The following is a 16,369-nucleotide window of genomic DNA, read 5'->3' as shown; positions in this document are numbered from 1 at the left end:
ATCGGCACTTGGACTCCCTCACTTCATGTCTTGGTTTGAATCCCTCATCCTCGGACTCGTCCAGGGGCTGACCGAGTTCCTCCCCGTCTCCTCCAGCGCGCATCTGCGGCTGACCGCCGCCTTCTCGGGGTGGAACGACCCCGGGGCGGCCTTCACGGCGATCACGCAGATCGGCACGGAGACCGCCGTACTGATCTACTTCCGCAAGGACATCGGACGGATCATTTCCGCATGGTCCCGCTCGCTGTTCGACAAGGCGATGCGCGGCAACCACGACGCGCAGATGGGCTGGCTGGTGATCGTCGGCTCGATACCGATCGGCGTGCTCGGCCTGACGCTCAAGGACCAGATCGAGGGGCCGTTCCGCGATCTGCGGGTCACGGCAACCATGCTGATCGTCGTCGGCATCGTCATCGGCATCGCCGACCGGCTCGCGGCCCGCGACGAGCAGGGCGGCCGGCACCGGGCGCCCAAGCAGCGCAAGACACTCGAGAACCTGGGCGTGAAGGACGGCCTGATCTTCGGCCTCTGCCAGGCCTGCGCCCTCATCCCAGGCGTGTCCCGCTCGGGCGCCACCATCAGCGGCGGCCTGTTCATGGGCTACAAGCGCGAGGCCGCCGCCCGGTACTCCTTCCTCCTCGCCATGCCGGCGGTCCTCGCGTCCGGGGTCTTCGAGACCAAGGACGCGCTGGAGAGCGACCATGTGGCGTGGGGGCCGACGATGTTCGCGACGGTGATCGCGTTCGCGTCCGGCTACGCCGTCATCGCGTGGTTCATGAAGTTCATCTCCACGAAGAGCTTCATGCCGTTCGTCTACTACCGAGTCGCCCTCGGCATCGTCGTCATCGCCCTGGTCGCGACGGGCGCGCTGAGCCCACACGCGGCGGAGTCGGCGAGCTGACCTGGTGTCCGACGGCTTCGGGGACCCGCCACGGCTGCTCACGTGGGACTTCTGCCGCGATGCCGGTAAGCGCGCTCTCCGTCTCGTCGTCCGGATCGACTGATCACGCGTCATCGACTGATCACGCGTCGGTGACCAACCCCATACGGTCTGAGTAGCCACCCGGTAGCGCAGTGTCAGTGCTTGCGCCTAGGCTTGCCCGCATGTCCCCCGAATCCGTGGCCCCTGGTTCCGTGCGGTCTGCTGCCGAGGTGAACGAGCAGATCCGGGCGCTCTGGCTGCGCGCGGGCGGCTCCCTGTCGCCCCAGGAGCGGGCGGAGTACGCGCTGTTGGTCGTCGAGTGGGCCGCGGCGATCCGCGGCGAGGTCATCACGGCGGCTTGAAGTCGGCCGACGGCTTCCTGAGCAGATCCCCTACGGGGAGCACGTGACCGGCGTCCCGCCGCGCCGCGGTCGCCGTGCCGACGAGCCGCTCGCCGTCCGCCTCGGCCGAGGTGTCCACCCGTACGGTGCCGCAGCGCCCAACCTGCCGTGCGCAACTCCTGCGCCACCTCCTCGGCGGCCTCGGCCATCACGGACGTAGCCACCGCCACGTCGTGCCCGCCCGCCGCGAGACACCGACCGGCCGCGGCGCCGGTTCCCCGGCCGCCGCCCGTGACCACAGTCCCGGGCCGCACCCCCGGGCAAGGCGCAAAATGGACGTATGAGCGTCCGGCGCGTGTCGGTGGATCACCTCCTGGAGCAGCCGCTGAGCCGCGGGCTGGTGGCAATCCCGATCGTCCTGATCGTGGCGATCACCGTGGTGGACCTCCAGGTCCCGAACGATGTCCATCTGGGCCCACTGCTGGTCATCGCCCCCGCTCTCACCGCCTCCGTCGCCGGAACGCGGCAGACTGCCCTGGTCGGGGTCCTGACAGTGGCAGCGCAGGTGCTCATCGCCATGCTCCACGGCGGCCTGACCACACCCAACCACCTGTCCCAGATCACCGCGCTGACCGTGCTCTCCGCCCTCGTGGTCCTCCTGCGCCACATACGGGAGCGGCGGGACCGTGCGCTGAGCCTGGCACGCTCGGTGGCCGAAACAGCCCAGCTGGTTCTGCTGCGGCCTCCACCACGCCGGGTCGGACCGTTGCGCGTGGCCTGGATGTATCTGACCGCGGAGGACGAGACCCAGATCGGGGGCGACCTGTTCGCGGTCGCCCGCGCCGCCGATTCCGCCACCCGCGTGCTCATCGGTGACGTCCGGGGAAAAGGCCTGGGGGCCATCGCCGAGGCCTCGCTGGTGCTGGGAGCTTTCCGTGAAGGCGCTCACCGGTACGCCACCCTGCCCGAGCTCGTCGCCGCCGTCGATGACAGCGTCCACCGGAACCTGCAGGACGTCGCAGACACCCAGCACGACTTCGGCGAGCACTTCGTCACCGCGCTCCTGCTCGACATCCCCGACCACGACTCGCAGGCCGAGATGATCAACTGTGGCCATCCCCCGCTACTGCTGGTACGCGATCACCAGGTCACCGCCCTGCCCGCCCGACACCCCGTACCCCCGCTGGGCATGTGCGAACTGCCCGTCCCGACCCGCCCCACCGATCCGATCACCGTCAAGGCCGGCGACTTGCTCGTGCTGTACACCGACGGTGTCGTCGAAGCCCGTTCACCGACCGGAGCCTTCTACCCGCTCGCCGAACGGGTCGCCTCCTTTCTCCCCACGACCAGCCCCGACGCCCTGCTGCGTCAGATCCACCAGGACCTGCTCAGCCACATGGGCGACGGCCCCGCCGACGATGTCGCCGTCCTGGTGATCGAACGCACCCCGTCCCGTCACCTGCACCGGCCGCACCTCGCCGCCCACGCCCTCGACGGCCACTCCCGGCACCACGCCGACGAGTCACCCCGGGAGCCGGCCGACTGACCGCGGACGACGGGTCACCAGGAGCCGCGCAGCCGTTCGGCCGTACCGCTCCCGTGTCGCCCCTCGCCGCCCCGATGGCCGTCCGTTAAGGTCGCAACGCCACGAAGGTCCCGATCTTTACGGAGGGCAGGACGGCGGAGATCAATCGCGAGCGCCTGGTCAGAACGCTGACGTTCTGGCTGCGTCCTTCCTTCGCCTTGCGCGTCATCAACCGGTTCCAGAAGATCGTGGGCTTCGACCGCTCGATGGCCTTGGCATCCAGCGCGCTCACCGCGGTGATCCCGCTCGCGATCCTCGGCGGCACCCTGATGAGCAACTTCGCGGACTACGACGCCGCGGAGCGGATCATCAAACGCTACGGCCTCACCGGGGGAGGCGCCGAGGCAGTCAGATCCCTCCTTTCCCCTGCCGAGAACACCGGTACGAGCGTGGGCGTCTTCGGGGTCGTGTTCCTGACGATCTCCGCGCTGAGCTTCGCGCGCGCCGCGCAGCGACTGTTCGAACAGACCTGGGAACTGAAGCCCCTCAGCGTCCGCAACACACGGAACGGCCTGTGGTGGGTCCTCGCTCTCGCCGGCTACACGGCGGTCACCGGATGGATCTACGCGGTCCTCGGCGAAGGCCGGCTGGAACTGACGGCCGCGGCGTGCGAGGTACCGGTGACCGCCGTCTTCCTCGTCTGGAGCGGCCGGATCCTGTCCGCGAAGCGGATCGACTGGCCGGACCTGCTCCCCTTCGGCATCACCGCGGCCGTCCTGACGGCGGTCTGTTCGGTGGGCGCGACCCTCTACCTGCCGCGGCTCTTCAGCTCCTACGCCTCACGCTATGGAGCGGTCGGTGCCGTCTTCGCGATGATCTCGGCACTCTTCGGCGCCATGCTCGTCACCGTCGCGTCGGCGGCCCTGGGACGAGAGGTACGCGGCGAACTCATCCGGATCCGACAGGGCCTCCGCCCTTCGGACAACGAGGTCCGCCGCCAGTGGGACAGCGTGGTCGAACAGACCCGCTCGCGTTGGCGCACCGCACGGGAGCAGGTCTCTCATCGTCGGCCCAAGGACTCGGAGAAGACGTAGGCCTCAAGCAGCCGGAGTCGCCGCCCGTCCTCCGTGGTACCGGGGATTCACGATCACCGGGCAGGTGTTCCACAGCTCCACCCCGGCCGTGATCAGCTCCAGTACCGCGCGTCGTTCGTCGGGCGTCCACGCGGCGGACTCGCCTCCGAACAGCTTCTCGTACGCGCTGTTGTGCACCGCTCCCTGCTGGGGCAGTCGGTGGACCGCGTCCACACCTCGGGCCAGGTCCTCGAAGAAGTTCCACGCCTCCAACACGGGGCCCGGCGGCACCTTCCGGCGAATCGGATCGTCCAGCCAGTGCTGGACTCGGACCAGCTCCAGCGTGCCGACCTCGGAAGCGGCCGTCCTCCACCCGTGCCGGCGCACGTACGCCCGCATCTGCCGGCCAGTCACGAACACCGGTACGCGCCGACGACCGCCTCCCGCCAGGGCAAACACCTGGTCGGGTTCGTCACCCCGCCCACCGATCCACAGAACGATCCCGCCGCGTCCGCGCCCGCGCACCCGGTACGGGTAGAGACTCCCACGTCCTCGACCGGCTCCGGCTCCGGCTCCGGCTCCGGCTCCGGCTCCGGCTCCGGCTCCGGCTCCGGCTCCGGCCTCGAACGCGTCTTCCTTCTCCGTCGTTGTCACGCCACGCACACTGACATGACGTCTGTCACCCGGGGGCGCCCGGGGCGTGACTGTCCATGACCATCGAATACCGCCGCACGCCCCCTTGGCGCGGCCCGCCCCATGCCCAACACTGAGCCGATGACGCAGCGTGTGGAGCTCGCGACCGTGATGGACCGGCTGGCCGTCGACGGACTGATCACCGACTACGCGGTGGCGGTGGACGACGGGGACTGGGGGGCGTACCGAGGCCTGTTCACCCCGGACGGGCGCGCCGACTACCGCTCGGCCGGCGGTGTCGAGGGGGACGCCGGGAAGGTCGCCGCCTGGCTCGCCGACAGCATGCGGCTCTTCTCCATGCGGCAGCATCTGATCGTCAACCGCCGGGTGCGTTTCGGGGTCCTGGAGCAAGACGCCGGGGACACGGCCCGGGTCCAGGCCGACTACGTCAACCCCATGCGCTTCGCCGGTCCCGACGGCGACTCGGCCGCCGCGCCGCCGGACTTCGTGTGCGGCGGCCGCTACGCCTTCGGCCTGCTGCGGACGTACGACGGCTGGCGGCTGCGCGAGGTGGTCGTCGAGGAGAAGTGGCGCCGCATGCCCGGCCGACCGGCCAACGCCGTGGACGACTGAGCCGAGGCCCTCTGTCGGAGTTCCTCCCCCGGCGCGCACACTGGAACCACCCTGACCGGGTAGGGAGGCTCGGTATGAGGACGATCGACCGGTGGCTCGCCTCCCCGTGGCGCCGTGCCGCGCTCGCGGCACTGGCGGGTGCCCTGCCCGTACTCGCCTTCCCCGCCCCGTCCCTGTGGTGGTTCGCCTACGCCGCCCTGGTCCCGTGGATCCTGCTGGCGCGCTCCGCCCCGAACGGGAAGCGCGCTGCGTACGACGGATGGGCCGGCGGGTTCGGGTTCATGCTGGGCATGCACCACTGGCTGCTGCCGAACCTGCACGTGTTCACGCTCGTCATAGCGGGCCTGCTGGGCGTGCTGTGGGCCCCGTGGGCCTGGCTGGTGCGCCGGTTCCTGGCCGGGGTGCCCTCACGGAGCCGGGTCATGGCCGCCCTCGTCGTGCTGCCGTCGGGCTGGCTGGCGATCGAGCTGGTGCGTTCCTGGCAGGGCCTGGGCGGGCCCTGGGGCATGCTCGGCGCGAGCCAGTGGCAGGTGGAGGCGGCGCTGCGGCTCGCGTCGGTCGGCGGAGTGTGGCTGCTCAGCTTCCTGGTGGTGGCCGTGAACGTCGCGTTCGCCGTCCTCGCCTCGGTCCGGGAGTCCCGGGTGCCCGCCCTGGCCGGCCTCGTCGCCACCGCCGCGGCCACCTCGGCGGCCTGGGTGTGGTCGCCACGGCCCGACATCGACGGACGGGCCCGGATCGCCGTGGTCCAGCCCGGGATCATCGACGGCACCGACAGCGGCGACCATCGCTTCGCCCGTGAGGAGCAGCTGACGCGTGAGCTCGTCGGGCGGGACGTCGACCTGATCGTCTGGGGCGAGAGCAGCGTCGGCTTCGACCTCGGCGACCGGCCCGACCTGGCGCGGCGGATCGCCACGCTCTCCCAGGAGACCGGCGCCGACATCCTGGTCAATGTGGACGCCCACCGCTCCGACCGGCCCGGCATCTACAAGAGCTCGATCCTGGTGGGCCCGGACGGCCCCACCGGCTACCGCTACGACAAGATGCGGCTGGTCCCGTTCGGCGAGTACGTCCCGGCCCGCTCCCTGCTCGGCTGGGCGACCTCCGTCGGCAAGGCGGCCGGCGAGGACCGCAGGCGCGGCACCGAGCAGGTGGTGATGAACGCCGGGCACGGGCTGCACATCGGCCCGCTGGTCTGCTTCGAGACCGCGTTCCCCGACATGACCCGCCATCTCGCCGAGGACGGCGCCGACGTACTGGTCGGCCAGTCGTCGACGTCGACGTTCCAGCAGAGCTGGGCCCCGGAGCAGCACGCCTCGCTGGCGGCGCTCCGCGCGGCGGAGACCGGCCGCCCGATGGTGCACGCGACGCTGACCGGGGTCTCCGCCGTGTACGGCCCGAGTGGGGAACGGATCGGGTCGTGGCTGGGGACGAGCGCGAGCGCGGCGCAGGTGTACGAGGTGCCGCTGGCCACGGGTATCACCCCGTACGTCCGCTTCGGCGACTGGCCGGCACATGCGGCCCTGCTGGTGCTCGCGGCGCTGTGCCTCACCGAGGGCGCACGGGCGGTCAGACTGCGCCGGAGCGCTCCCGCACCGCACGCACCACACGCTCGCACAGCTCATGAGTGGCCAGCGCATCCCGGGCACTGAGGACCTTGCCCGCACGCACGGCATCGAGGAAGGCCAGCACGGCCTGTTCGATACCGCGCTGCCGGGCCACCGGCACCCAGTCGCCACGTCGGCGCACCGTGGGCTGGCCCTTGTGGTCGATTATCTCGGCGAGGTTGACCACCTGGCGCTTGGTGTCCTGGCCGGAGACCTCCAGGATCTCCTCGGCCGAGCCGCTGAGGCGGTTCATCACGCCCAGTGCGGTGAAACCGTCCCCGGCGAGCTGGAGCACGACGTGGTGCAGCAGGCCGTCGCGGACGCGGGCCCGGACGCTCACGTCGTCGACCGGTCCCGGCACCAGGAAGCGCAGTGTGTCCACGACGTGGATGAAGTCGTCGAGGATCATCGTGCGTGGCTCTTCCGGCAGCCCGATGCGGTTCTTCTGCATGAGGATCAGCTCGCGCGGGTGCTCGGCGCACTGCGCGTACCCGGGGGCGTGGCGCCGGTTGAAGCCGACAGCGAGTGACACCCCGCGCTCCTCGGCGAGCGCCACGAGCCGCTCGGAGTCGGCGAGTTCGTAGGCGAGCGGCTTGTCGACGTACGTCGGTACGCCCGCTTCCAGCAGCCGCGTGACGATCTCGGGGTGCGCGGCGGTGGAGGCGTGCACGAACGCGGCGTCCAGGCCTTGGGCGAGGAGGGAGCCGAGGTCCCGGTGACGCTGGGTGCCGGGGAGGTGAAGGGTGTCGGCGACCCGGTCGAGGGTCGCGGGCGTCCGGGTCTGGAGGTGCAGTTCGACCCCGGGCTGGACCCCGAGCACCGGCAGGTATGCCTTCTGCGCGATGTCACCGAGTCCGATGCAGCCGACCTTCACGGGGGCTCCTTCCCTGCTTGTCCGGGCTTGCCTGCACGGCAGCATACGGGCGCTGCGGGGGCCGCCGGTCCGCGATGCCGTCGAAGCCGTCGAAGCCGTCGAAGCCGCGCAGGAAGAGCGCCGGCCCCGCCTTGGAGAGCGCGGCGATCGCGGTGTTGCGCCGGCCCGATCGCCGACACCGCGCTCGCCCTGCTCGCCGAGCACGGGATGCGCGGGCTCACCCACCGGGCGGTCGACGAGGCGGCCGGGCTCCCGCAGGGCTCGACGTCCAGTCCCGCGCGGCCTCGGCAGGCGCTGCTGGAGCTCGCCGTACGGCGCCTGGCCGAGCGGGAGGCGCGGGTGCTGACGCTGGAGGAGAAGCCCGGTCCGCGGGCCGCACCGGCCTCGCTGGTGGACGGGCTGATGTTCTCCTGCGTGGCGGGGGTCCTTCGCCACCCGGGTGCCGGGCCCGCAGGAGGTCCGGGCCTCGCTGCGGGAACTGCTCCGGCGCATGCCCGGCGACTGAAAACGCCTGGTGGGAGAAGGCGAGTTGGGGGATGATGCGGGCATGACGCCCGAGCGCAGCGAACCCGCCCAGAACGCCGACGAACGCACCATGCTCGAAGGCTGGCTGGACTACCACCGGCAGACGCTCGCCTGGAAGTGCCAGGGCCTGACCGACGACCAGCTCAGGACCGCGTCCGTGCAGCCGTCCGAGCTTTCCCTGATGGGGCTCGTCCGGCACATGGCGGAGGTGGAGCGCAGCTGGTTCCGCAAGGTTCTGGTGGGTGCCGACCCGGGGCCCATCTACTACAGCGACGAGGACCGGGACGGCGAGTTCCATCTCACCGAGGCGGACACCTGGCAGGAGGCGTACGCCACTTGGCAGGCCGAGATCGAGGCCGCCCGGCGCAACGCGGCCGGCTTCGGTCTCGACGACCTCTCCAAGGGCGCGAGCAGGTTCACCGACGAGCCGTTCAGTCTGCGCTGGATCTACACGCACATGATCGAGGAGTACGCGCGCCACAACGGCCACGCCGACCTGATCCGCGAGCGCATCGACGGCGTCACGGGCGACTGACGTCAGCCTCGGCGGGCCCGAAGCCTCCTTATGGGGCGGGACATCACCCTTGGGGGGGGCAACCTCCGCTCGTCCGCTGTACCTCACGGCTGCGGACCCAGCAGAGTTGCGCGGGTGTATCGAACGACGACGACCGCAGCGCTCCTGGTCACCGTGGCCGTCTCGGCCCTCGCCGGCTGTGTGACGGTCCAGCACCCGCCCGCGTCCAGGCCTCCGACGGCCCCGGTGGCGCCCCCACCGACGTCCGTGCCCCGGCCGGACGGCGAGGCCGATCCGCAGGTCGTGCAGGCGCCGGCGCGGGAGGCGCTGGAGCTCGTAGGGCCGTCCCGGCGCGCGGAACCGAGGCCGCCTGCGCAGCAGGCGCCGGCTCCCCGCACTCCTGCGCACGACCGCTCCCAGCCGCCGCATCCGGAGCCCCGGCGGCATCAACAGCCGCGCGTCGAGACCCCGGACGTGTCCGAGCCGGTACGGAAGAACACGGACGTGTGCGCGCTCGGCAAGCAGTACGGGGGCTGGCGGGCGGACAGTCCGGAGGCGGTGATCTGCGAGCAGACGTACAGCCGTTGAGGCGAGCGGAGGCCGCCCTTTCAGGACCGCTGTCGCGGCGGCTTCCAGCTCCCCCCGCCGGAGTCGCCCCCCTCGCCCAGCCGCAGCTCCATCCGGCTGATCGCCGCCCGTACCCCGTCCCCGTACGTGTCGTCGCCCAGGGCTCCCGCAGCTCCGCGGGCCCGGCGGACGTGGCTGCGGGCGGCGTCGGAGCGGCCGAGCTTCACATAGTCCGCCGCCAGGTTCAGATGCAGCGACGGATACAGCGCCCGCGCAGCGACCGCCCCCTCGTTTCCCGCCTGCCCCGCTTGCCCGGCGAGCCGCTCGTCCGTGAGTTCCTCGGCGGCGGTCAACGCCCGTAGATCCCAGGCCAGTTCGTCGCCGGGATCGTCCTGGGTGTCGGCGAGGTAGTGGGCCAGGGTGCAGCGGTGCAGTGGGTCACCGTGCTCGCCGATCTCCGCCCACAGGTCCAGGAAGCGGCGGCGGGCCTCCTCACGGTCGCCTCCGTGATGCAGCATCACAACCTGCCCGATCCGCGTCAGCACGGCATCGGGCGCCGCCTGGTCCTGTCGCTCCGCCACGGTGTCCTCCGCGTGCTCGTCGGCCGTCCTGGCCGGTCTTTCCTGACCGACGCTAACGGCAGGCACCGGCGATCCGGGGCAGGCGGCACCGGGCCGGCCGTGGAAGCGACCGGCCCGGCGGCGGTCAGCCCAGGTTCGGGACGGTCCAGTCGATCGGCTCGTGGCCCTGCTGCGCCACCGCCTCGTTGATCTGCGTGAACGGACGGGAACCGAAGAACTTCTTGGCCGACAGCGGCGAGGGGTGCGCGCCCTTGACCACCACGTGCCGAGTTTCGTCGATCAGCGGGAGCTTCTTCTGCGCGTAGTTGCCCCACAGGACGAAGACCGCCGGGTCGGGCCGGTCGGCCACCGCGCGGATCACCGCGTCCGTGAACTTCTCCCAGCCCTTGCCCTTGTGGGAGTTCGCCTCACCGGAGCGGACGGTGAGCACGGCGTTGAGCAGCAGCACGCCCTGCTGGGCCCACGGCATCAGATAGCCGTTGTCCGGGATCGGCGTGCCCAGCTCCTCGTGCATCTCCTTGTAGATGTTGCGCAGGGACGGCGGGACCCTCACCCCAGGGCGGACCGAGAAGCACAGGCCGTGGCCCTGGCCCTCACCGTGGTACGGGTCCTGGCCGAGGATCAGGACCTTCACCTGCTCGTACGGCGTGGCGTCGAGTGCGGCGAAGACCTCCTCGCGCGGTGGGTAGACGGGACCTTTCGCCCGCTCCTCCTCGACGAACTCCGTCAGCCCCTTGAAGTAGGGCTGCTGCAGCTCGTCGCCCAGGACCCCGCGCCAGGATTCGGGCAGCATGGCGGTGTCGGTCACGTCAATGTCCTTATGTCGTGCGGTCGCTTCCAGGCCTCAGAACCTACAGGCGACCACTGACACTCGGCCCCGCGGACGGCACTACCAGCTGGTCTTGCGCGACAGCTGCCACATCATCATGATCGTCGACGGGTCCAGCGCACGTTCCCCGCCCGAGATGTCCTCGTTGGCGGCCACGTACTGCTTGCCCTGCCACAGCGGCAGCAGCCGCGCGTCGTCGACGAGGATCTGCTGGGCCTCCTCGAAGTCCTTCTCCACGTGGGCGCGGTCGCTCTCCTGACGGGAGCGGGGCAGCAGCGTCGCGGTGATCTCATGCGCCGGGTAGGGCGTACCGAGCGCGTTCTGCTCGCCGACGAACGGCGCGATGAAGTTGTCCGCGTCGGGGAAGTCGGGGAACCAGCCACGCCCGAACACCGGGTACTCGCCCTTCTGGTAGCCCTCGACGTACGTCTTCCAGGGCCGGTCCTTGAGCGTGATCGTGAACAGGCCCGAGGCCTCGAGCTGACGCTTGAGCTCCGCGAACTGCAGGGCCGTCTCGGAGCCGTAGCGGTCGCTGGTGTACCAGAAGGCGAGCGGGACCGGCTCGGTGATGCCCGCGTCGGTGAGGAACTTGCGGGCCTTGGCGGTGTCCGGGTCGCCGAAGTCGTCGAAGAAGCCCGTGGTGTGGCCCGTCAGACCCTTGGGGACCATGGAGTACAGCGGGTCCACGGTGTCCTTGTAGATCTTGTGGGTGATCGCCGCCCGGTCGACGACCTGCGCTACGGCCTTGCGCACCGCGAGCTTGCCGGCCCACGGGTCCCGCGGGTTGAACACCAGGTAGCTGATGTCGGTGCCCGCGCCCTCGACCAGCTGGAGATTCTCCGCGCCGTCCTTCTTCTCGAGGGCGACGATGTCGCCCGCGGCGAGACCGCGGTAGGTCACGTCGATCTGCTTGTCGCGCAGGGCCTTGACCATGGCGGCCGAGTCCTGGAAGTAACGGATCGTCACCGCATCGTTTCTGCGCTCCGCGAAGCCCTTGTAGTTCTCGTTCGTGACGAGTTCGGCCTTCTTGCCCTCGTCGTACGACCGGAGCTTGTAGGGCCCGGATCCGTAGACCTTGCCGTCCTTGCGGAGGGCGCCCGCCGGGTAGTCGTCGGGGTCGACGATGGACATGGCCGGGGTGGCGAGGACGAACGGGAAGGTCGCGTCGGGCTGGTTGAGGTGGAAGACGACCTCGCGGTCGCCGAGCACCTGCACCCGGTCCAGGCTGCCCAGCAACCCGGCCGGGCCGCCGGACACGTTGATCTTCTTGATCCGGTCGAACGAGTGCTTGACGGCCGAGGCGTCGAGCGCGTCCCCGTCGGAGAACTTCATGCCCTCGCGCAGCTTGCAGCGGTACGTGCGGTCGGAGTCATCGGTGAACCCACAGCTCTCGGCGGCGTCGGGCTGGGGCGTCGTCGCGCCGTTCGGGTAGGCCAGCAGCGTCTGGTAGATGTTCCGGAACAGTTCCCAGGAGCCGTCCCAGGAGGCGGCCGGATCCAGCGTGCTGGGGGCACTGGTCGTCCCCACGACGATCGGTCCCTCGCTGCCGGAGCCGCTGTCCGAGAAGTAGCCGCATCCAGTCACCAGGGATATGGACGCGATCGCCGCCACTTGCCGCAGGCTTCGCTTCCGGTTGAACACGCGCACGCTCCTCGATCTGCCATACCAAGGGTCGGCAGACCATACCGCAGTGCCACGCGAGTTGAACCTGCTTCGTACGGGGCTCTCGATCAACTCGCGGTCGGCGAGGTTGTCATATGGCTGTGAGTCCCCTGTGCGCCGAAACGGGCGCCGTTTCCGTAAAGATCCGCAGGCATCCGTAAGGATCCGTTGCGGAGGAAACAGCGCCCGTGTCGGGCTCGCGCGTGTCAGCCGACGCCGGCGTTGAGGAAGATGCCGCCGTCGACGACGAGCGTCTGGCCGGTGATCCAGTCGGACTGCGTCGAGGTGAGGAACGCGGCGGCGCCACCGATGTCGGAGGGCACGCCAAGCCGTCCCAGCGGGTAGGACGCCGCCGCCTCCGCCTCCCGGCCCTCGTACAGGGCCGTCGCGAACTTGGTCTTCACGACGGCCGGGGCGATCGCGTTGACCCGGACCTTCGGCGCGTACTCGTGCGCCAGCTGCTGGGTCAGGTTGATCATCGCGGCCTTGCTGACCCCGTACGCGCCGATGAAGGGCGAGGCCGAGAGGCCCGCGACGGAGGCGATGTTGACGATCGCGCCGCCGTTGTCCTTCTGCCAGGCGTGCCAGGTCTTCTGGGCGAAGCCGAGTGCCGAGATCACATTGGTCTCGAACACCTTGCGCGCGACGTCCAGGTCGAGGTCGGCGATCGGCCCGAACACCGGGTTCGTACCGGCGTTGTTGACCAGGAAGTCGACGCGGCCGAAGGCCTCCATGGTGCGCTCGACGGCGGCGGCCTGGTGGTCCAGGTCGTGGGCCTTGCCGGCGACGCCGATGACCCGGTCGGCGCCGAGCTTCTCGACGGCTTCCTTCAGGGCGTCCTCGCCCCGGCCGGTGATGCAGACCCGGTCACCGCGGGCGAGCAGCGCCTCGGCGACGCCGTAGCCGATGCCGCGGCTGGCGCCCGTGACGAGGGCGACCTTTCCCGAGAGCTCGGGGCGTTCAGTCATGTCCGTGATCCTTAGTTGAGCGGTCCGCCGGCGACGTACAGCACCTGGCCGGAGACGAAGCCGGCGGCCTCGCCCGTGAAGAAGGCGATGGCGTTGGCGATGTCCTCGGGCTCGCCGACACGCTGCACCGGGATCTGGGTGGCGGCCGCGGCCTTGAACTCCTCGAAGCCCATCTTGACGCGGTCGGCGGTGGCCTTGGTCATCTCGGTGGCGATGAAGCCGGGCGCGACGGCGTTGGCGGTGATGCCGAACTTGCCGAGCTCGATGGCCAGGGTCTTGGTGAAGCCCTGCAGACCGGCCTTGGCGGCGGAGTAGTTGGCCTGACCCCGGTTGCCGAGCGCGGACGACGAGGAGAGGTTGACGATCCGGCCGAAGCCCGCCTCCACCATGTGCTTCTGGATGGCCTTGGTCATCAGGAACGAGCCGCGCAGATGCACGTTCAGGACGGTGTCCCAGTCGGTGGCGGTCATCTTGAACAGCAGGTTGTCGCGGAGCACACCGGCGTTGTTGACCAGGATCGTCGGGGCGCCGAGCTCCTCGACGACGCGGGCGATCGCCGCCTCGACCTGCGCCTCGTCCGAGACGTCGGCGCCGACGGCGACGGCCTTGCCGCCCGCCGCGGTGATCTTCTCGACGGTGTCCTTGCAGGCGGCCTCGTCGAGGTCGATCACGGCGACCGCGCGGCCTTCGGCGGCCAGTCGTACGGCGGTGGCGGCGCCGATGCCGCGCGCTGCGCCGGTGACTACGGCGACCCGCTGCTCAGTGGTGGACATTGCTGGTTCTCCTCGCGCTTGAGATGCGGCTCCCACGGTACGCCCCTCTGGTGAGCGACCGCTTAGTACCTTCAGCAGACGTGACGCTAGAAGCCCTGGCACTCGGTGTCAACGGCACACCGCGCGCGTGTGATCCATTACCTGACGAGCAGGCCGAGCAGACGCTCCGTCTCCGCCGCCGGATCGGCGGTCAGCCCCGTGTGCACAGGGCCCGGCTGGACGACCGTGGAACGCGGCGCGATCAGCCAGCGGAAGCGTCGGCCGGCGTCGTCGCGCGCGGCCTGCCCGGCCGCCTCGCCGCCGGCGCACACGCCCTCGACCGCGCGCAGCGCGGCCCGCACGCCGGCCACGTCCACGTCCGGGTCGAGGGCCAGCAGCCTTTTCTCGTCGAGGTGCGTGCGCACGCCCACGAAGGACTTCGCCCGGCAGTACACGAGGACCCCGGCGTTGATGCACTCACCGCGTTCCACGCGGGGTACCACTCTCAGCACCGCGTACTCGAAGACGTTCCGCTCGTTCATCGGTCCCCCTCGATGCGCTCGTGGATGAACCCCGCGCGCGCGAGCAGGGGCCGCGCGTAGGCCTGCCGGAGGTCGTCCGGAGTGTCGAAGCCCGGCTCGTCCGTGAGCCAGGCGTCCGGAATCCCGGCGGTGACCTCGGCGAGGAGTTCCTCGGTGACCAGCGGCGCCAGTTCGGCGGCGGCCGCGGCGACATCCGGCGCGAACGGCCTGAGCGCGTGCTCGGAGATGTCGTAGGGGCGAGCCGCGGAGGCTTCGGCGCCGCGCCAGTTGTGGTGCCAGATCATGGTGGCGCCGTGGTCGATGAGCCACAGCTCGCCCCGCCACATCAGCAGGTTGGGGTTGCGCCAGGAGCGGTCGACGTTGTTCACCAGCGCGTCGAACCAGACGATCCGCCCGGCCTCCTCGGAGCTCACCCGGAAGGCGAGCGGATCGAAGCCGAGGGCCCCGGAGAGAAAGTCCATGCCGAGGTTGGTGCCACCGCTGGACTTGAGCAGCTCCTGCACCTCCTGGTCGGGTTCGCCCAGCCCCAGCACCGGGTCGAGCTCGACCGTCACCAGGCCGGGCACCCGGAAGCCGAGCCGCCGGGCGAGTTCCCCGCACACGACCTCGGCGACGAGCGTCTTGCGGCCCTGTCCCGCGCCGGTGAACTTCATGACGTACGTCCCGAAGTCGTCGGCCTCGACGAGTCCCGGCAGCGAGCCGCCCTCACGCAGGGGCGTGATGTAGCGGGTCGCGGTGACCTCTTTCAGCATTTTCCCAGGCCACCCATCTCATCAACCTTGCAATCCACGATCCGTCGATGACGGTACGCCCCTTGCTTCCGGCCTCCGGCCTGAAGTGAGCATAGTAACCGAGGGTGATCGCCGGCGAGGAGTGCCCGAGCCACCGTGCCAAGGTCACGACGGACTCTCCGGCTTCCAGGTGTAGGTGTTCCACGTGTTCACCGCGACGGCGTTGCCGAGCCGCGTGGTGAGCAGCAGGGAGAACTTCCTCCCCTGCCCCTCCGGCTTCCCCCACGGAAGCTCCACCTCCACCGGTGGGAACGCTTCGACGCGACGCTTCAGCTCCTCGGCCACCGAGGCGGGCAAGTCGACGGTACGGATCTTCTTCCCCTTCGGCTATGTACGCGCTGGTCCTTGTGGGCGGGGTGGTCGGTGCCGTCGAGGGCGAAATGACGCAGGGCGGTGAAGTGGATTCGACGCTCGCTGAGCAGGCCCTCGGCCGGCCGCGCGAGCTCGTCCCGAACGAGACCGGTCAGGCCGTCAGCACCATCACCCCCATCAGCGGCACCATGACAGGACTGCCCAGCCGGGCGAGCCGCGTCCCCAGCCCGGTGCGCCCTGCCGCGCGAGGCGGCAAAATGCCCGCGAACAGAGCTGTGCGGGCGCCCGCCCAGGCCAGCGTGACAGCGACGGTGACGGCCGCGGCCGGTGCCGGCAGAGCGGTGTGGCCCGCCTGGCCCGCGGCTGCGGGCCAGGCGGTCAGCGCGAGGAGCACCGCGCAGGCGACCAGGTCGGCGCACGTGTACCAGCGGGCGCCGGACGGGCCTGCGGTGGGCCGGGCAGTGGCCGGACCGCTGGCCGGCCACCCCGACCACACCGCGCTCGCGGCCAGCACCGCCGCGCCCGTCCAGGGCACGACGGCACTGGTGCCCGGCAGACAGGCCACGGCCATGACGACCCCCATCACCAGATGAGGCAGCCAGCAGCGGACGGACGCCCGGCTCCGAGCGGACCGGAGCGCGGCCAGGGCGCAGCCCCCACCGAGCACGGCCATGGCCGTCATCAGCACGGTGTGCGCCGCCCCGCCGTGCGTAGCCATGTG

20 protein-coding genes and 2 pseudogenes are annotated in these 16,369 nt (G+C 70.6%); 9 read left to right on the top strand and 13 right to left on the bottom strand.

What is annotated here, in order from left to right; genetic code table 11:
- The first annotated feature begins 25 nt into the window (after positions 1 to 25).
- Together ABT114_RS43910 and ABT114_RS43905 are read left to right on the top strand one after the other, a co-directional pair.
- Positions 26 to 901, top strand: coding sequence for an undecaprenyl-diphosphate phosphatase (locus ABT114_RS43910; protein ID WP_351151018.1), 876 nt, complete (start codon positions 26 to 28; stop codon positions 899 to 901).
- Positions 902 to 1,104: 203 nt separating this feature from the next.
- Positions 1,105 to 1,284 carry a hypothetical protein gene (locus tag ABT114_RS43905; RefSeq protein ID WP_351151015.1) on the top strand — a complete coding sequence of 60 codons (180 nt, stop codon included), beginning with the start codon at positions 1,105 to 1,107 and terminating at the stop codon, positions 1,282 to 1,284.
- On the opposite strand, the gene ABT114_RS43900 is transcribed toward ABT114_RS43905, so the two are convergent.
- Positions 1,271 to 1,402 carry a hypothetical protein gene (locus ABT114_RS43900; protein WP_351151012.1) on the bottom strand — a complete coding sequence of 44 codons (132 nt, stop codon included), beginning with the start codon at positions 1,400 to 1,402 and terminating at the stop codon, positions 1,271 to 1,273. The genes ABT114_RS43905 and ABT114_RS43900 overlap by 14 nt on opposite strands.
- A gap of 201 nt (positions 1,403 to 1,603) precedes the next feature.
- Between ABT114_RS43900 and ABT114_RS43895 the strand changes: the two genes are divergently transcribed.
- Positions 1,604 to 2,809 carry a PP2C family protein-serine/threonine phosphatase gene (locus ABT114_RS43895; protein WP_351151010.1) on the top strand — a complete coding sequence of 402 codons (1,206 nt, stop codon included), beginning with the start codon at positions 1,604 to 1,606 and terminating at the stop codon, positions 2,807 to 2,809.
- A 197-nt stretch (positions 2,810 to 3,006) separates the two neighbouring features.
- Complete coding sequence (locus tag ABT114_RS43890; RefSeq protein WP_351151007.1) at positions 3,007 to 3,882, top strand: YhjD/YihY/BrkB family envelope integrity protein; 876 nt, start codon at positions 3,007 to 3,009, stop codon at positions 3,880 to 3,882.
- Between the two features lie 3 nt (positions 3,883 to 3,885).
- Here ABT114_RS43890 and ABT114_RS43885 read toward each other — a convergent pair whose 3' ends face one another.
- Positions 3,886 to 4,515 (bottom strand): hypothetical protein, encoded by a 630-nt coding sequence (locus ABT114_RS43885; RefSeq protein ID WP_351151006.1) that lies wholly within the window; start codon positions 4,513 to 4,515, stop codon positions 3,886 to 3,888.
- Between the two features lie 120 nt (positions 4,516 to 4,635).
- On the opposite strand from ABT114_RS43885, the gene ABT114_RS43880 reads away from it, so the two are divergent.
- Positions 4,636 to 5,127 (top strand): nuclear transport factor 2 family protein, encoded by a 492-nt coding sequence (locus ABT114_RS43880; RefSeq protein WP_351151004.1) that lies wholly within the window; start codon positions 4,636 to 4,638, stop codon positions 5,125 to 5,127.
- Between the two features lie 74 nt (positions 5,128 to 5,201).
- A complete protein-coding gene (lnt, locus tag ABT114_RS43875; RefSeq protein ID WP_351151002.1) occupies positions 5,202 to 6,776 on the top strand; it encodes an apolipoprotein N-acyltransferase in 1,575 nt (524 codons plus the stop codon).
- On the opposite strand, the gene ABT114_RS43870 is transcribed toward lnt, so the two are convergent.
- Positions 6,694 to 7,605: a Gfo/Idh/MocA family protein gene (locus ABT114_RS43870; protein ID WP_351150999.1), complete on the bottom strand. Its 912-nt coding sequence runs from the start codon at positions 7,603 to 7,605 to the stop codon at positions 6,694 to 6,696. The genes lnt and ABT114_RS43870 overlap by 83 nt on opposite strands.
- Positions 7,577 to 7,765, bottom strand: a pseudogene (locus tag ABT114_RS43865) (hypothetical protein); the annotation flags it as partial. The gene ABT114_RS43870 and the pseudogene ABT114_RS43865, both read right to left, overlap by 29 nt.
- 8 nt (positions 7,766 to 7,773) lie before the next feature.
- Between ABT114_RS43865 and ABT114_RS43860 the strand changes: the two are divergent.
- The 3 genes and pseudogenes from ABT114_RS43860 to ABT114_RS43850 all read left to right on the top strand — a co-directional run.
- Positions 7,774 to 8,040 (top strand): annotated as a pseudogene (locus tag ABT114_RS43860) (TetR/AcrR family transcriptional regulator); the annotation flags it as partial.
- A gap of 112 nt (positions 8,041 to 8,152) precedes the next feature.
- Positions 8,153 to 8,665 carry a DinB family protein gene (locus ABT114_RS43855; RefSeq protein ID WP_351150996.1) on the top strand — a complete coding sequence of 171 codons (513 nt, stop codon included), beginning with the start codon at positions 8,153 to 8,155 and terminating at the stop codon, positions 8,663 to 8,665.
- A 114-nt stretch (positions 8,666 to 8,779) separates the two neighbouring features.
- Entirely contained in the window at positions 8,780 to 9,232 is a 453-nt protein-coding gene (locus ABT114_RS43850) for a hypothetical protein (RefSeq protein ID WP_351150994.1), read from the top strand.
- Positions 9,233 to 9,252: 20 nt separating this feature from the next.
- On the opposite strand, the gene ABT114_RS43845 is transcribed toward ABT114_RS43850, so the two are convergent.
- The 9 genes from ABT114_RS43845 to ABT114_RS43805 all read right to left on the bottom strand — a co-directional run bounded on the left by ABT114_RS43845 (position 9,253) and on the right by ABT114_RS43805 (position 16,366).
- Positions 9,253 to 9,792, bottom strand: a complete 540-nt coding sequence (locus ABT114_RS43845; protein WP_351150991.1) for a hypothetical protein — start codon at positions 9,790 to 9,792, stop codon at positions 9,253 to 9,255.
- 124 nt (positions 9,793 to 9,916) lie between these two features.
- Positions 9,917 to 10,600: a uracil-DNA glycosylase gene (locus ABT114_RS43840; protein WP_351150988.1), complete on the bottom strand. Its 684-nt coding sequence runs from the start codon at positions 10,598 to 10,600 to the stop codon at positions 9,917 to 9,919.
- 81 nt (positions 10,601 to 10,681) lie between these two features.
- Entirely contained in the window at positions 10,682 to 12,262 is a 1,581-nt protein-coding gene (locus ABT114_RS43835; protein WP_351150985.1) for an ABC transporter substrate-binding protein, read from the bottom strand.
- A 227-nt stretch (positions 12,263 to 12,489) separates the two neighbouring features.
- Positions 12,490 to 13,251 carry an SDR family oxidoreductase gene (locus tag ABT114_RS43830; RefSeq protein ID WP_351150982.1) on the bottom strand — a complete coding sequence of 254 codons (762 nt, stop codon included), beginning with the start codon at positions 13,249 to 13,251 and terminating at the stop codon, positions 12,490 to 12,492.
- An 11-nt stretch (positions 13,252 to 13,262) separates the two neighbouring features.
- A complete protein-coding gene (gene fabG, locus ABT114_RS43825; protein WP_351150980.1) occupies positions 13,263 to 14,024 on the bottom strand; it encodes a 3-oxoacyl-ACP reductase FabG in 762 nt (253 codons plus the stop codon).
- A 137-nt stretch (positions 14,025 to 14,161) separates the two neighbouring features.
- Positions 14,162 to 14,545: a DUF3037 domain-containing protein gene (locus tag ABT114_RS43820; protein ID WP_351150977.1), complete on the bottom strand. Its 384-nt coding sequence runs from the start codon at positions 14,543 to 14,545 to the stop codon at positions 14,162 to 14,164.
- Positions 14,542 to 15,297, bottom strand: coding sequence for a HipA family kinase (locus tag ABT114_RS43815; RefSeq protein ID WP_351150974.1), 756 nt, complete (start codon positions 15,295 to 15,297; stop codon positions 14,542 to 14,544). Before ABT114_RS43815 ends, ABT114_RS43820 begins: the two co-directional genes overlap by 4 nt.
- A 144-nt stretch (positions 15,298 to 15,441) precedes the next feature.
- Complete coding sequence (locus tag ABT114_RS43810; protein WP_351150971.1) at positions 15,442 to 15,633, bottom strand: hypothetical protein; 192 nt, start codon at positions 15,631 to 15,633, stop codon at positions 15,442 to 15,444.
- A gap of 166 nt (positions 15,634 to 15,799) precedes the next feature.
- Positions 15,800 to 16,366 (bottom strand): hypothetical protein, encoded by a 567-nt coding sequence (locus ABT114_RS43805; RefSeq protein WP_351150968.1) that lies wholly within the window; start codon positions 16,364 to 16,366, stop codon positions 15,800 to 15,802.
- Positions 16,367 to 16,369: the final 3 nt, after the last annotated feature.

Origin of the sequence: Streptomyces sp. NPDC002088, assembly GCF_040296605.1 — a bacterium.
Classification (GTDB): Bacteria; Actinomycetota; Actinomycetes; order Streptomycetales; family Streptomycetaceae; genus Streptomyces.
This window is presented reverse-complemented; position numbering and strand designations above follow the sequence as displayed.